The organism is Bradyrhizobium sp. Kon56 (assembly GCF_055807635.1).
Genome location: NZ_JBVVOU010000029.1, coordinates 62,651 through 77,507 on the forward strand (window position 1 = coordinate 62,651; position 14,857 = coordinate 77,507).

General features: G+C 59.7%; 11 protein-coding genes and 1 pseudogene. 10 read left to right on the forward strand and 2 right to left on the reverse strand.

The window, feature by feature from the left end; all coding sequences use genetic code 11:
- The first annotated feature begins 77 nt into the window (after positions 1-77).
- From AC0L3B_RS31705 to AC0L3B_RS31720, 4 genes are all read left to right on the forward strand, one after another.
- The gene (locus AC0L3B_RS31705; RefSeq protein ID WP_473381645.1) at positions 78-1,664 is read left to right on the forward strand and encodes an ABC transporter substrate-binding protein; all 1,587 of its coding nucleotides are present in this window, start codon (positions 78-80) and stop codon (positions 1,662-1,664) included.
- A 388-nt stretch (positions 1,665-2,052) separates the two neighbouring features.
- A complete protein-coding gene (locus AC0L3B_RS31710) occupies positions 2,053-3,603 on the forward strand; it encodes an aldehyde dehydrogenase family protein (protein ID WP_473381646.1) in 1,551 nt (516 codons plus the stop codon).
- Between the two features lie 122 nt (positions 3,604-3,725).
- The gene (locus AC0L3B_RS31715) at positions 3,726-5,051 is read left to right on the forward strand and encodes an aspartate aminotransferase family protein (protein WP_473381647.1); all 1,326 of its coding nucleotides are present in this window, start codon (positions 3,726-3,728) and stop codon (positions 5,049-5,051) included.
- Positions 5,052-6,278 carry an NAD(P)/FAD-dependent oxidoreductase gene (locus AC0L3B_RS31720; RefSeq protein WP_473381648.1) on the forward strand — a complete coding sequence of 409 codons (1,227 nt, stop codon included), beginning with the start codon at positions 5,052-5,054 and terminating at the stop codon, positions 6,276-6,278. It begins immediately after the preceding gene.
- Positions 6,279-6,384: 106 nt separating this feature from the next.
- Here the strand turns inward: AC0L3B_RS31720 and AC0L3B_RS31725 are convergent.
- Positions 6,385-6,699: pseudogene (locus AC0L3B_RS31725) on the reverse strand (transposase); the annotation flags it as partial.
- A 42-nt stretch (positions 6,700-6,741) separates the two neighbouring features.
- Between AC0L3B_RS31725 and AC0L3B_RS31730 the strand changes: the two are divergent.
- The 5 genes from AC0L3B_RS31730 to AC0L3B_RS31750 all read left to right on the forward strand — a co-directional run bounded on the left by AC0L3B_RS31730 (position 6,742) and on the right by AC0L3B_RS31750 (position 10,453).
- The gene (locus AC0L3B_RS31730) at positions 6,742-6,906 is read left to right on the forward strand and encodes a hypothetical protein (protein ID WP_473367948.1); all 165 of its coding nucleotides are present in this window, start codon (positions 6,742-6,744) and stop codon (positions 6,904-6,906) included.
- Between the two features lie 1,069 nt (positions 6,907-7,975).
- Complete coding sequence (locus tag AC0L3B_RS31735; RefSeq protein ID WP_473367949.1) at positions 7,976-8,782, forward strand: IclR family transcriptional regulator; 807 nt, start codon at positions 7,976-7,978, stop codon at positions 8,780-8,782.
- A gap of 247 nt (positions 8,783-9,029) precedes the next feature.
- Positions 9,030-9,113: a hypothetical protein gene (locus tag AC0L3B_RS31740; protein WP_473381656.1), complete on the forward strand. Its 84-nt coding sequence runs from the start codon at positions 9,030-9,032 to the stop codon at positions 9,111-9,113.
- 135 nt (positions 9,114-9,248) lie between these two features.
- Complete coding sequence (locus tag AC0L3B_RS31745) at positions 9,249-9,470, forward strand: hypothetical protein (RefSeq protein ID WP_473381649.1); 222 nt, start codon at positions 9,249-9,251, stop codon at positions 9,468-9,470.
- 38 nt (positions 9,471-9,508) lie between these two features.
- Positions 9,509-10,453 carry a 3-hydroxyacyl-CoA dehydrogenase family protein gene (locus tag AC0L3B_RS31750; RefSeq protein ID WP_473381650.1) on the forward strand — a complete coding sequence of 315 codons (945 nt, stop codon included), beginning with the start codon at positions 9,509-9,511 and terminating at the stop codon, positions 10,451-10,453.
- A 1,176-nt stretch (positions 10,454-11,629) separates the two neighbouring features.
- Here AC0L3B_RS31750 and AC0L3B_RS31755 read toward each other — a convergent pair.
- A complete protein-coding gene (locus AC0L3B_RS31755; protein WP_473381651.1) occupies positions 11,630-13,003 on the reverse strand; it encodes an aminotransferase family protein in 1,374 nt (457 codons plus the stop codon).
- Positions 13,004-13,427: 424 nt separating this feature from the next.
- Between AC0L3B_RS31755 and AC0L3B_RS31760 the strand changes: the two genes are divergently transcribed.
- Positions 13,428-13,586, forward strand: a complete 159-nt coding sequence (locus tag AC0L3B_RS31760) for a hypothetical protein (RefSeq protein ID WP_473381652.1) — start codon at positions 13,428-13,430, stop codon at positions 13,584-13,586.
- Positions 13,587-14,857: the final 1,271 nt, after the last annotated feature.

The window sequence follows — 14,857 nt, forward strand, 5'->3', positions numbered from 1 at the left end:
GTACCAGAAAAAGGGATATGATACCGAAAATCGGGCGCGGCTGACAGTCGACCGCAAAAAGGGAACCGGAGATGGACATGGATAAATTGCAACGGCTCGAGATGGATGCGCGCCATGGGAGACTCGACCGGCGCTCCTTCCTGAAGGCGGCATCCGCGTTGGGTCTCACCGCCGCCTTGTCGCTGCCGAGTGCCAACCGCGTCTTCGCTGGGACGCCGAAAAAGGGCGGTCACTTCCGTATCGGCACCTCTGGCGGCTCCACGACGGACACCTATGACCCTGCCACGTACAACAACAGCGTCCTGCGAATGATAGCGGGCTCCGTCTGCAACTACCTCATGGAGATCGACAGCCGAGGGGAAGTAGTTCCGGAGCTCGCGGAAAGCGTTGAAACCCTGGACGGCGGCCTCCGTTTCGTCATCAAGCTCCGCCAGGGCATTGAATTCCACAACGGCAAGACGTTCGGCCCCGATGACGTGATCGCTTCGTACAATCACCACCGCGGTAAACTTTCAACCTCAGCCGTCAAGGGCATCATGTCCCAGATCGCCGAAATAAGGGCAGACGGCCCGAGCACGGTCGTCCTCTCCCTCTCGGCTCCCAACGCTGATTTTCCTCCAATCCTATCGGACTATCACTTGCCGATCTTCGCCGCCGATGGCGATCGTATCGATACATCGCATATGGTCGGAACGGGAGGCTACACCATCTCATCCTACAGTCCGGGCGTCCGTGCGACTCTGCAGCGCCACCCGAACTACTGGCGCCAAGGCAGAGGCAATTTCGACTCTGCCGAAATTCTGGTTGTGGCGGACGTCGTCGCCAGCGCCAACGCCCTTATCTCTGGCGAGGTCGACGCGATTGACAATTGCGATGTGAGCACCGTTGACCGGCTAGCGAAGCGCAAAGGGATCAAGATTCTCGAAGTGACCGGAAAACAGTACAACTCAATGCTGATGTTCACGGACGTCGAGCCCTTCACCAACAATAAGGTCAGGCTCGCGCTCAAACACGCGCTCGACCGTCAGGCAATCGTAAAATCCGTATTGAAAGGCCACGGCAAGGTCGGGAACGACAACCCGATTACCCCTTCGTACCGGTTCTACAACGACCAGTTGGAGCAGCGAGTCTATGATCCCGAGAAGGCGAAGTTCCTCCTGAAGCAGGCCGGCCATGACAGCCTCGATCTCGAGCTTTCGACATCCGCTGCGGCCTTCGCCGGCGCGGTGGATGCTGCCGTGCTGTTCAAGGAGCAGGCTGCACCCGCCGGCATCAACGTGAGCATCAAGCGCGAGCCGGATGACGGATATTGGCAGAACGTGTGGCAGAAGAAGCCTTTCATCATGGGGTTCATGGGCGGTCGCGCGACTGTCGACTGGATGTTCTCAACCTCGTTCGCGTCCGACGCGGCGTGGAACGATACCCACTGGAAGAACGAGCGCTTTAACTTCCTCCTGAAGCAGGTCCGTACCGAGGTGGACGATGCGAAGCGCAAGGAAATCTACTTCGAGATGCAGCAGATCGTGCACGACGAAGGCGGCACGATCGTTCATTCACTCCCCAGCATAGTCAACGCGGTCACAGATCAGGTGCAGCATGGCCCTCTCGCCAGCAACTGGGGACTCGATGGAAACCGCTGCATCGATCGCTGGTGGTTTGCCTGAGAGTAGGCGTAAGGCCTCGGAAGAAAAGGAGGGCCCGGCGATCGCCGGGCCCATTTTCATTTGTAAGTGTGGTGTGACAAGAAGCCTGCGACTGTCACCGCGCGTTATCCAAAAGTCGGCAATCGGAATAGGCTTAAATAGGCGAACCTAGTTGCCGGACACAATTCGTCCAAATGCAAAAGTGAGCCATCGAAGCTACCTAGCCTTCGTTGCGTCCAATCGCCCCACCTGTGCTGCTTCGCGCATCGCATCTCAATCCAAGCGTCGGGGGAGACGGCGCATCCGACAGTCCTGAAAATCGAGATAAATCTCGATTTATGATCCCTGCTGTTGACTTAAGTGGCAAATCCTGATTATCGGTATTTAGTCTCAATTTACGGAGCCGGCGATGATTCTTGATCTCCCGCGTGTGACCTACTCCAACATTGGAGTCGATTTTTCTCCGGTGCATGCACATCTGGACAAAATCATTCCCGGTTTTGAGAGAGAGATTCTTGGTCGGGAGTGGTCGACACAGTTTTCGACACGACCGCCGAAGGAGATCGCGAGCCCAATCACTCCTGAGCTTTCTTTGGGGCGATTTCCGATCTCTACGGCTGCCGATGTCAAGGCTGCGATCGCCTCGGCGCGCGCGGGGACTAACGTTTGGAGTCATGCGTCTCTCGAAGAGCGGCTAGCCTTCGCCGAGCGTTGGCAGGCAGCCCTCGCGGCGCAGAAGTATGAGCTTGGCCTTGCAGCACTCTACGAAATTGGCAAATCCCGCATTGAGGCAGTCGGCGAGGCGGAAGAATGTCTCGACATGGTGGAGTACTACTCGTCACAGTTGAAGGAGAACAACGGCTATACGCGCCCGATGAACGAACTCGTGGCGAATGAGACCGCCAGAAGCATAATGAAGCCCTACGGGGTCTTCGCGGTGATTGCCCCGTTCAATTTCCCGCTCGCACTTTCCATCGGCATGGTGTCGGGCGCTCTGCTGACGGGCAATTCGGTCGTCTTCAAGCCTTCCCCGGGATGCTCTTTGACCGGGCTGTTGATAGCCGAAACACTACGCAAGGCCGGCTTGCCGGATGGAGTGTTCAATATCGTCCTTGGCGATGGTGAGGTCGGGCGTCTGCTCGCCACGGACGACGGCGTCGACGGCGTTGCGTTCACCGGCTCACACAAGACGGGAATGAGCATCTTCCGTCACATCGCGATGCTGCCGCACATGAAGCCGGTGATCGCCGAGATGGGCGGCAAGAACCCCGCCTATGTCACGCGAAATGCCGATCTGGAGTGCGCCGCGCAAGGGGTGGCGCGATCCGCCTTCGGATTGCAGGGGCAGAAATGCTCCGCCTGCTCGGTCGTTTACGTCGACAACGTCGTCAAGCACAAGTTCATCAGCAAGCTCGTGGATTTTTCCTCCAAGCTGGTCGTGGGCGATCCGCGAAGGGCTGAGACCTTCATGGGCCCTGTCTATGGGGACGCGACGGCCGAGCGTTTCAGAGCCGCTCTTTCCGAGGTGAACGGTAAGGGCAAGGTCCATTTCGGCGGCGCGGCGTTCGGGCAGGGCTTTGCCGACAACTATGTCCTCCCGACCGTGGCCGAACTCGATGGGCCGGACAAGCTCACCCGCGAAGAGCTGTTCATGCCGTTCGTCGTCGTTCGCGGCGTCGATGGCCTCGAGGCCGCAATCGCCGAAGGCAACGACATCGCGTATGGGCTATCGGCAGGCATCTTCACCCGCGACCAGAAAGAGTTGCGGTACTTCCTCGACACGGCGGAAGCAGGTGTTCTCTATGCCAACCGCGCCAGCGGCGCGACGACCGGCGCCTGGCCGGGCGCACAGCCTTTCTGCGGTTGGAAAGGCACCGGAGTCAGCGGCAAAGGTGGCCTCGGCGCGTGGTTCCTCCCGCAATACATGCGCGAGCAAAGCCACACGATCATGACGAAGTGACTGTTCAAGGCGCCCGGTTCGCGGCCCTCCGTTCCTATCCCTATCTCATTTCCGAGATCATGCCGCACTATCCTGACGCCATGCCTACATCCTGCCGCCTGTTCGAGCGCGCCCGCAAGGTCATGCCCGGCGGCAACACTCGGACCACGGTCTTCATCGACCCCTTCTCCATCTACGTCGCGCGCGGCGAGGGCTGCCGGGTCTGGGACGTGGACGGTAACGCCTACTATGACTGCATCAATAACTTCACCGCCCTGATCCACGGCTATGACCATCCGGATGTGACGGCGGCCGTGATCGACCAGCTGCCACAGGGCACCGCCTTCGGCGCCCCGACGACAAGTGAGAGCGAGCTTGCGGAATTGCTGGTCGAGCGCCCTGCCGTCGATCGAACAGATACGCTTCGCCAATTCGGGCACGGAGGGCGTGATGATGGCGACAAGGCTGCCCGCGCCTTCATCGAACGACCGAAGATCGTCAAGATCGAGGGTGCGTACCACGGATCATACGACTTCGCTGAAGTCAGCCTCGACAGCTCGCCCAATAACTGGGGCGACATGCCCGCCTCCACTCCCTACGCCCGGGGCACGCCGCGCGGCGTGCTGGACGACGTGATCGCGGTTCCCTTTAACGACATCGAAGCGTTGCGCACAATCTTCGCTGCGCACGGTGACACCATCGCCGGCGTGCTGATCGATCCGATGCCGAACCGCGCCGGACTGATTCAAGCGCGTAAGGACTATCTCGACGCAATGATCGAGATCACGCACGCCGCCGGCTCACTGGTCATCTTCGACGAGGTGATCTCGTTCCGCCTCGGTCATTCCGGCGCACAGGGGCTGTGGGGAGTTTCGCCGGATCTGACGGTGCTCGGAAAAATGATCGGCGGCGGCTTTCCCGTCGGCGCGGTCGGTGGACGGGCTGAGATCATGGCGGTCTTCGACCCGACCCGCGGCAAGCCGGCGCTCCCGCATGGTGGGACCTTCACCGCTAATCCGGTGACGATGCGCGCCGGCCTCGCCGCCATGAGGGCTCTGACGCCCGAGAGCTTCGCCCATCTCGACCATCTGGGCAGCCTGCTGCGCGAGGGCATAACAGGCTCGCTGGACCGGCATAGGCTCGCCGGGCGGTGCGTTGGGCTGGGCTCGCTGTTCAAGGTTCATTTCAAAGCTTTGCCAGTCACCGACTATCGCTCGGTCTATCCAGGGCCGGCCGAACGCAGGAAGCTCGACGCGTTCCACAAAGGTCTCCTCGACCGTGGCGTCCTGTCGGCTAGCTACGGCCTGTTCGCGCTCTCGACCGCGATGACCGAAGCCGACGCGCGCGCGATTCTCGGCGCCGTCGACGAGACGCTAAGTGAGATCGCAGGAAATTCCGACCAGGACCTGTCGCTGATCCGGCGTGCCGGACGTAACCGCCGGATGACCCAAAAACGAAATGGGCGATAAATGACAGCTTCTCCTCACGTCGTCGTGATCGGGGCGGGTACGCTCGGAATGTGCTCAGCACTCAGCCTGGCCGAGCATGGAGTCCGTGTCACGGTTCTTGATGCTCAATCCATAGCTTCGGGTTCAAGCGGCCGCTCGGTAGGCGTAGTGGGAACGCAGCTCACCGACCCATTCGATATTCTGCTGCGTATTCATTCGGTAAGGCAGTTCCGCGAGTGGGAAAGTCTCGGACTGGGCTTTAACCACATAGGCTACCTACGCCTGGCCCGCACCGCCGAACAGATGGAGCTGTTCGCACGATCGGTAAAGATACAGGAGGATGCGGGCTTCAGGTCTCGGCTCTATCAAGCGCGCGAGCTGCAACAGCTCATTCCTCATATGAACCCCGATGGGCTCGAAGGAGGACTGTTCGGACCCGACGATGGATTTCTCGACCCTCATGAGATGTGTACCTTCCTGGCCGAGAAGGTGCGCACGCGCCGCGGCAACATCTTTCAGTTCTGTGAACTTGTTGACGTAACGCGACGAAATGGCGTTTACAGACTAGATACCAGCAAGGGCGGGATCGATTGCGACTTTGTCATCAACGCGGCTGGCGCGTGGGCTCCAGCAGTTGCCCGGGTTTTCGGACAAACGCTGCACATTCGTCCAGAGCGGCACCAGGCGGTGACAATCCACCTCGATGAGCCGCTCGACTATACGATGCCGATGGTGATGGATCTCGTGAACGGGGAGGGCACTGGCCTCAACTTCCGTCATGAGAAGCGGAACGAACTGATTGCCGAAATCCACAAGGTCAGCTCGCCGTTTCCGGAGGATCCCAACAACTTTAACGACCAATGCGACGAGCAATCGAAAGTCAATCTGGCCGAGCTGCTTCTTGAGCGTGTTCCGGAACTGCTTGGCGCTCGTCTCGGTCGAGGTTGGGCTGGACTTTATCCAGTCACCGCGGACCATCGGCCGTTCGTCGGCGCCATCGATCCATCCGAACCGAACCTGATCACCGCCGCCGGTGCAGGAGGCTACGGCATTCAGCTTGCGCCCGTCATAGGGACGATTGTGGCGGACTGGGTACTTCAGGGCGCTCCCGTATCAATACCGGGCACCGAAATTCTGTCGCCCACGGCGGAAAGAAATGTTCCCGCTGAAGGCTCACGCACGACTGCAAGTATCTGCGAAACCGAAGAGGAAATCGAAGATCGCACAACATCTAAGGCGGCGCGCTAGCTCAAGGAAGAGGCAAGAGCCATCCCTGAGGCACAGTACGTCGTCCGCATCGAGCACATCAATGTCCAATATGAGCTATCGCCAATTTTGGTGACGGCCGGTCCGGTCAGGCGGCGGCGGTTTGGGGCTGACGGTCGATCGGCTTGGCGATGACCTCGATCCGGTTGTTGAATGTCACACCGAGAATGAGTTTTGGCAACTGGTTGTGGCCATCGAGACGGCGCCAGTTTTTCTGGGCGTCCTCGGCCAGTTTCAAGACCATCGCGAGCGCGGTCTTGTTGGATAGGCAGCCCCGATCGGATCGTGCGGTGGCGCACGGTAGCGAAGGTGCTTTCGATGGTGGTGGTCGTGCGCAGGTGTTTCCATGCTCGGCCGGGAAGTCGTAGAAAGCCAGCAGCGTGTCTCGATCCTTGCGCAGGCACTTACCTGGAAAGACTACCGCCAAAACGGGTCGGCGAAGATCATGAAGCTCAAGGCCGACGAGTTTGGTCGGTTCGCGCAAAGGCACGCGGGCAAACGCGGCAGAAACCGCCCGGAAACAATCTACTTGCTGGGGCTGACGCAATACGACACGCGAAACCAAAAAGGCAGCCTGAAGGTTGGGATGCGCACCGAGAATCTCGGCTAAGCGCAGCCTTATGTCTCAGGAGCTGATGCGGCGAATACGGCATTACAAGATCAGTGACCAGGCCGGCGAAATCAACCTCGTCCGCGCGGCCACTATGACTATTGCGGCGTCGCCGGAAATCTGCGGACTCTCGTATAAGTTTATCGAAACGTCGAGCGTGACTGGAATGTTGCGCAGCCGCAGCTGGGACGGCCGGCTCCTCAATTGAGACCGCTTCAGCCAAGTCAAAAGAACGGACACCGTTGCTGAAGCCTAAACTGCGCCTCCCGTCTCGGGAGCTGCAGGCGCTTGCAGTGCCGTGAACCCATTGTCGAAGAGCGTCGGTACGGAAATCGGCACGCGGCGTTCTGTGGAAAACGGGGCGGGCGACCGCCTCCGGTGACCCGTTGGCAAAGGAAACGGAGCACAGGTAACCGAGCCGCTGCGCCTCTCCGACACTATTGAACGACTACCTCGCAGTCTCGGGTCATACAGTAAATAGCCCAACGTCGTTGCTTCATTGCCGGGCTGCAGGAGACTGGAGCAAGAACCCAACCAATTCGCAAAAGAACGTCCAGCTGTTCGCCAAATGCCACAGCAGCATGCGTCTGTATTCGGCCTCACAAGCTCGGAATTGTTGAAAATCCTCCGCTTTGTTACGAAGACGACGTCGCCCAAGAAACAAATCGCGCACATGCTACATCTCTTTCGCTGGCCTAGATCCTGCACAGCGAGGGGGTAGGAAGGCGAGGGTGTCGGCTATTCAGCTTGTTTGCGACATGGCGCGCCCGTTGTGTTCGTGAGGTGACATGCTATGTGGATTTCGCAGCTGCCCTCGTGGCGAGCGACAGCGTCGAAGCGGCGGATTAAGCCGGCAGTAGAGGTGCCGCGCGCGAAGGGTACGGCCGGACATCATTCAGTGATCACTGCGGCCGGTCGATCTCTGCGGACGCCGTCGCTAGCCCTGCGTTCCTGGCGAGCGCAAAGCACCGAATTGTCGCAACTGCCGGCACGCAGGCCGTAGGTCCGCTTTCCGAAACTTTGATGTGTATATTGGCAATTCCGAAGATGCCGCAGATGCAGAACCGCCATGAAAACCAAGAAGACTCCGAAGCATAAATCAGGCCCGTTGGAGCGTTATACACAGGTTTTGGAAGCGATCGCCGGGTCGCTCGATGGGCTTACCGGCCGCGAGATCGAGGCTGTGCTGGACCTCCCAAAGACGACGGTCAATCGGCTTGTAAACGCTCTGGAAAGCAGTGATCTGGTCGCCAGCAGCGGGCGGGGGGGCGAGTTCAAGCTTGGGGGGAGACTCCGTCGGATTTTGGAATCCGACACATCTTGGATAGTTGGCGCAAGCAAGCGCCGGCTTAAGGCATTGGCCGAACAAACCGGTGAAACCTGCTTCGTCGCTCGTCTGTCCGGCTCGTCCGTCCACTCCGTAGTGATGGAGTCGCCGGACGCAAGTGTCGGGGTTTATGTCGCACCCGGGCATGTGCTGCCTCCCCATGCGACTGCTTCAGGGAAGGTTCTGACGGCAATGCAGCACCCCCGGTTGCGCCAGGCGATTCTGGATACCGAACTCCCCAAGTTGACGGATAGGACGATCAGCAATCGCCAGGATCTTGAGCGTGAACTTGCGAAGATTCGGAAGCAGGGCTACGCCGTCGAGAACGGGGAACACATTCAAGGCTTTTACACGCTTGCCTGTCCGGTGCTTTCTTTACCGGAAACACCGCCGATCTACGCCTTGGGGCTCACAGGCCCAGCTGAGCGTGTACGCTCGCGGGCGGTCCCGGAGTTTCTTGAACGCCTCAAGTCCACGGCCGCCGAATTACGAATGCTATCATGCCGGGTGTCAACTCCAATTGAAAATTCCCCAGATGTGCCGAAGTAAAATTCTCAGTCGCAGCCGATCGGAAGCCTCCATTTTGGTCGGTAGGCGCGGCGTCGCGAAGGTTGTGCCTGGATCGGGAGATTGATGAAGCTTTCCTCTCTCCGGCATCAGGGCGAGCGTGCTGACGTCGGTAAGGACCGCGACCGCACGACGAAGGAGGCGATACAGCAGTGCCGTTGGGACGACAGAATCCCTTCGCGTGGCTGGCCTTGCTCGCCCTTGGCCAGGACGCTGACCTTGCGGTACTGTGACTCCGGGCAACACGTCTGGCGTCAATGATGGAGGGGCAGCGCTGCTCGTGGCATCAGAGGGCAGCGGTCAAACGAGATAATCTCAATCCGATCGCGCGAGTTCTTGGCGTCATCAGCGTCGCGCCTCTATTATGGCTGCCGCGTCGGAATCGTCAACGAGGAAGCTGTGTGCGCGGCTTGCTATCAAACCCGCCGACTTCGGGTAGTCGAGCTCAATGAAGCCTTCGCCGCGTACCCTGTTTGCAAATCAGTATTCGGATGGACGCGGATTTTGTAACCCCGATAGTGGCGCGATCGGTCATCCGCTCGGGACGTCCGGTGCACGCGTTGCTGGAACCGTCGCCCTTGAAGTCTCACTCACCAAGAGACGGCGCGCCTGCCCAACCATCTTCATCGCCGTTGGGCAAGGCATCGCGATAGCGCTCAAGAACGCGTAAAGTAGTTCGTATCAATCGTTGGACGGAGGAGGCTGTCAATGAAGACTTCTGATGTTGGGAGCATAGCTGTTATCGGCAACGGGGTGATCGGACACGGAATCGCTGAGGTGTTCGCGAAGGCGGGTTGGCAGGTCTGTCTCATTGGTCGCAGCCAGGACAGTCTCGAGAGCGCACTCCAGCGGATCGGAGCGAGCCTCAACGAATTTGTCGAGGCTAAGGTGTTGAGCGTTTCATCCGCGAAAGCCGCGATCGCGAAGATTCGAACTTCAACCGAGTTGCAATCAGCGGCAGCGGCGGAATTCGTCGTCGAAGCCGTTCCGGAGGACATGGAGCTCAAGCTCGACATATTTTCCAAACTCGACGAGATTTGTCGTTCTGATACCATACTTGCGACCGCCAGCGGCCATCCGGCAAGCGCTGTGCACCAATGCGTCGCACATAAGGAGCGGGTTATCGCCGCGCATTTTTGGTATCCGCCCCAACTGCTTCCGCTTGTTGAGGTTTGTGGCAGCGATGCCACGACCAAGGCAGTGATCGAGCATACATGCACGCTTCTTAGCGCTATCGGAAAGGCGCCCGTCCTGATCGATCGCGAAGTGCCTGGATTCATCGGCAATCGCATCCAGTTTGCGGCACTTCGTGAGGCTTGGGCGCTTTGGGCCGCGGGTGTTGCTTCGGCCGATGCGATCGACTCGGTGGTCCGGCATTCGATCGGACGACGGCTTGCTGTGACCGGACCAATCGAATCAGCGGATCTAGCCGGTCTTGACACGATGTATCATTTTGCTCGCTTTCTGGTACCGTGGCTCGACAATTCGTCTGAACCATCTGAAAAAGTCGCCGCTTTGGTCCATGATGGGCATTGCGGAGTTCCCAGCGGCAAAGGCATCTACGATTGGACCAAACGAGACGCCTCTGCAGTAATGTCAGCACGGCGGCGTGAATTGATGCGATGGCTGCAAGTGGACGAGCAAGGGTCATGACTCCGGTAGGGCGTTCGCACTCGCGCAGCAACCGCACGCCAATTAAGTGAAAGGCGCCCGCTTTCCTTACGAGTGCAAAATCCGGCTTCATCGCAGCGGGAAACGCCGCGGCAGCACGCTAGCAGTCGTGGGTGGGATCATGGGAAACAATCCTGTGAGGATAAGCTCGCTACCTCATGACGCGGGCAGAACAGTCACCATTCCTCATGACAAAAGGATTGCCCCGGACCAACCAATAGCTAGGGCTGCTTGCCGCCAAAGCCGGTCAGGAGGGTGGTGAGGTTATCACCGACTCGCCGCAAAGATGCGGCCTTCCTGCACGATTATCGCACGTAAGCCGAGCCCGGCGATAGCTTCGCCGATACGCGAGTAGCCAAATGTCGTCATCGACAGGCAGCCAGACGGATCGCCCTCGAAGCCATCGAGACCGAGCGTTTCGGGCGTGAAGGTACTGCAAGGCTGTTGCGAGAGCTTTCAGAAATGCCACGTGTAGGACTTGTGTCGGCGACAGGTGTTGAAGCGGGCCGGGGCCTTCGCCGCGCTCGTCGCCGTGGCCCAGAAAAGGGAATAGAACCGCACTGCATCGGCATGCAGGGAGACGGCGAGAACGTGTCGCGATTAGCCGAGGATGCTGAGGACGGACTGAAGGAGCACCGGGCGCGGATATTAGGCTCCGATCGTGCAAATGTGCCATCGAGCAGAGATGGCCGACATCGTAGCATTCGTTTCGAAGCGCGTGCCGGAACGTTTCCGAGCTTCTCCATGATATTTAGCGGAGTTCTTCAAGGCCGCGTCCCGCGTTGCGTCGAGCCGTCAGCTGCCATTCGCGGGCCGGTCGAAGATCGGGAGAGCGCGAAATTTACCGGGCCGATATCGAGCCAGCAAATTTCGGGCCGAACCCGCAAGGGGGGTACCAAAATCCCTGTTTGCGGTCAGCGATGAGCCTCCGTCGTTCGGCTGATAACGCCGCAGGAACTGAAAAACGTCGGGATCGGCCGTTAGTCATCGGCCGTTCGGGGCGCAGATGTGCAGATCAGGATTGAAGCGCTGGCTTTCGTAGCGCCGATGATCTCGGTCGCGATCTGGTCCGCTGTTACCGGCGGATGCGGCGACATCGGTGGCGTATGCACCGACCGGTGACGGTGCAGGTGATGATCCACGCGCTGTCTCTTCCCCTCAGCCTTCGACAGGCAGGCCGAGTTCGGCGGCAAGTGCCTCCAGTGAATCGGCGATGATGGCTATCATCTCGCCGATCTGCTCTCGCGTGATGATCATCGGCGGCGCCACCATGAAATTGTCGCCATCAACGCCACCCTTGACCCTCCGACCATAAATGATCAGGCCGCGCGCATAAGCGAGATCGAGCAGACGCTGCGTCCCATTGCGGGCTGGGTCGATCGGTCTCAGCGTTTCCGGATCGGCGACCATTTCGGCGCCGAGAAGCAGGCCCTTGCCGCGCACATCGGCGATAAAGGGGAAGCGCTTTTGCAACGCCTTCAATTCGCTAATCAGCACATCGCCCATCGCGGCGGCGTTGGCGATGAGGTCAAGCCTGTCCATCTCGTCGAGCACGGCAACACCCGCCGCACAGGCAAGCGGATTGCCGGCATAAGTGTGGCTGTGCTGGAAACCGCCGGAGGCAAGCAGCGGCTCGACCAGTCGCATCGGCACGGCCAGCGCGCCGAGCGGCGCGTAGCCTGAGCCAAGTCCTTTCGACAGTGCGACAATGTCGGGCCTGCAGTTCCAGTGGTCACCGCCGAGAAATTTACCAGTGCGACCGGCGCCGCTAATCACCTCATCATGGATGAGCAGGATGCCGAAGCGGTCGCAGATCTCGCGGATGCGCAGATAGTAGCTGTCGGGCGCGACCAGGGCTGCCGTAGCGGCACCGCCGACCGGTTCCATGATGAAAGCCAGCACGCTTTCCGGGCCTTCGGCGAGGATCTTCTCCTCGAGTAGTTCGGCATAGCGCAGCCCGCGCTGTTCCATCGAAAGATCATCGCGGTCCCGCCAGGCGGTCGGCGCCGGCACCGTGGGCATCACCCGCATGATCGGTGCAAAACTTTCGGCGAGTGCATCATCACCGGTGACGGAAAGCGAGCCAAGCGTGGCGCCATGATAGGACGGGAAACGGGTGATCACTTTCCAGCGCTTGGGCTGGCCGGTGGCGACAGCCCACTGCCGAGCAAGCTTGATGCAGGATTCGGTCGCTTCCGAGCCGCCGGACACGAAGAAGATGCGGTCCAAGCCCTCGGGAAGTTTGCGCGCCAATTCCCGCGCCAATTCTTCCGCCGGCTCGTTCTCGAAATGCAGCCGGTAAGCGAAAGTGCTCTTGTCCATCTGCCGCTTCATGGCGTTGAGCACGTTGCGGTTGGAATGGCCGATGTTGGCAACCATCGGTCCGCTCGACCCATCAATGAAGCGGCGCCCGTCCCTGGTCCAGAAATAGATACCGTCGGCACGGTCGACGAGCGGCCGGCGCAGGCTGGAGAGATAGAACAGGTGCGACGGCGGCGGCGCTTCGGAAGGCTGCACTTTCAGTTCCGGCATGTCAGGGCTTTCCATTGGGCATCTTGAGGCAGCGTCCCAGCACCCCATCGAATTCTCGTCGATACCAATCCTGAGCGTCCTCCACAGCTCTAACTGTTAGTAGGGTGTCACCGTGGCGAGCCCGCGAAATAAAAATCGGTGTTCGTCATGATGCGGTCTCGAGAAAGATATTCCGATCCGCCAGCTGGCCAGTATTGACGAACATGGATATCCCACTCTGCTTGTTACAGATGGAAGCCCACGATAGCCATTACGGCCATGCGGCTGTAGTCCGTGCCCTCGACCATCCAATCGTCGCTTTCGGACATAACCTCGGTTCGAACTGATTTTAATCAGCCAACAAGGAACGCTTTAAGTTCAAAAAAAATCGTCGAGTTCTGCTCACTAAGTGGCAGCCGCCATCTACCCGCCGATTTGAGGTCGCGTGAACTCGGCGAGCGAACAGGGCGGCGAGGATCCTTATCTCGTGGGCGTCGATGGGGCGTGCTATCTGAATGCGCCTGCGGGATTTCTCACCTTCCGTCATTGCGACGAAATGATCATCGGCGCGCTTCACGCCTGGATTCGCAAGTTGACGCCTTAGCCTTATTCTAGCTCCGAGCTCGGCGAGGGCGCGCGCGCCCGTTCGGCTCGCAAAGCTCGGAAGAAGCCTTACCATGGAAATGAAATTGCTAGGCTCGGCGCGTTCGTCGTGCGCCGCAAACCATAAGAGGACGTGCTCACGCCGTGCGCGAGGCCTGCCACGCGCGTTGCGGCGGTGGCGCGGTCGTTTAGGAGCGTCGATCCTGCGATTGAGGCACTGACCCACAGGGCGCCAATCTCGATCCCGACTATGTTGAGCCAACTTGCGTACTTGGGGGAAGTGGAATCGAGCCGTCGCAAAGATCCGGCTGGCTTGGGCGGGCGCCACTCGGGTGACTTTGACCTTCCGCCAAGGCCGTTGCAACTCAACTTGAACGGAGAGATTGACCGCGCAGTTGTGACGATACTCGTAATCGTAACGTTCGAGCCGGCCGGGCTCGGCCGAGATGGCTGAGACGTCTCGCCAACGAGTTGCGAGGGGGCTTCGTCGAAGCACACCACCGGCCGCCCGGGATCGGGCGCTCGGCATAGAGATCGAGTCGTCATCCATGCGGGCCACGTATTCGCCATCGAGCTCCGGAATGCAGCAGATGTCCTTGCGGCAGGGCTCGAGGCCATTCGGCCAGGCGCCGCCTAACCGTCTCGTGGGACGGGCTTTTGTGCTTGGGTGAGCTTGACCATCTCACGTCCCAGCAGCTTAAGCTTCCAGCCGGCGCGGCCCTTGGGCGTGCACAGGCGGTCCACCAGCATTGTTCTTCCTTGCCGGTGAGTTTGCGCTCCGCTTGGAGGGGGGCTCCTTGCTCACCGTCCGCTCCAGTGTGCTTCCAGCGAAGCGTCATTTGGTCCGGTACACGGGCGGGCCGCCCACGCCAACGCCCTAGCGATCTCTCCTCGGTGGCCCGGCATAGGCGGCGGCCAGCAAAAAATCTGCGCGCGCTCGAGCTTGCGGGATGCATGCTTGCCGCTGCTGAGCAACGTCTTGACCTCGGTGCGCTAAGCTTGGCTGAGTTCGATCCGATACCGTACATTCATGCCGGCTTCCTTGATCAAGACTCGCACGAACGGCTGAATCGGACGGCAGGCGTGAGTCCTTCGGCACAACCTTCACTCCCAAACAGGGGCCGTGTCTTGCCGTTATCGACCTCTATACGCCTGCGCCGCAGCCCCCGCCCGAACGGACATGCAGGACTATTTCGTCGTCCGTTAAGAAGCCGAATTGAGCGGGAGCGGACAGGCAAGCGTATGCGATAGCTGGATCAGGAAGAGGCACAA

Excerpts from the sequence above, each read along its gene's own strand:
- AC0L3B_RS31705 (WP_473381645.1), top strand. The coding sequence starts at position 78 with ATGGATAAATTGCAACGGCTCGAGATGGATGCGCGCCATGGGAGACTC.
- AC0L3B_RS31710 (WP_473381646.1), top strand. The coding sequence starts at position 2,053 with ATGATTCTTGATCTCCCGCGTGTGACCTACTCCAACATTGGAGTCGAT.
- AC0L3B_RS31715 (WP_473381647.1), top strand. The coding sequence starts at position 3,726 with ATGCCCGGCGGCAACACTCGGACCACGGTCTTCATCGACCCCTTCTCC.
- AC0L3B_RS31720 (WP_473381648.1), top strand. The coding sequence starts at position 5,052 with ATGACAGCTTCTCCTCACGTCGTCGTGATCGGGGCGGGTACGCTCGGA.
- AC0L3B_RS31730 (WP_473367948.1), top strand. The coding sequence starts at position 6,742 with ATGAAGCTCAAGGCCGACGAGTTTGGTCGGTTCGCGCAAAGGCACGCG.
- AC0L3B_RS31735 (WP_473367949.1), top strand. The coding sequence starts at position 7,976 with ATGAAAACCAAGAAGACTCCGAAGCATAAATCAGGCCCGTTGGAGCGT.
- AC0L3B_RS31745 (WP_473381649.1), top strand. The coding sequence starts at position 9,249 with ATGAAGCCTTCGCCGCGTACCCTGTTTGCAAATCAGTATTCGGATGGA.
- AC0L3B_RS31750 (WP_473381650.1), top strand. The coding sequence starts at position 9,509 with ATGAAGACTTCTGATGTTGGGAGCATAGCTGTTATCGGCAACGGGGTG.
- AC0L3B_RS31755 (WP_473381651.1), bottom strand. The coding sequence starts at position 13,003 with ATGCCGGAACTGAAAGTGCAGCCTTCCGAAGCGCCGCCGCCGTCGCAC.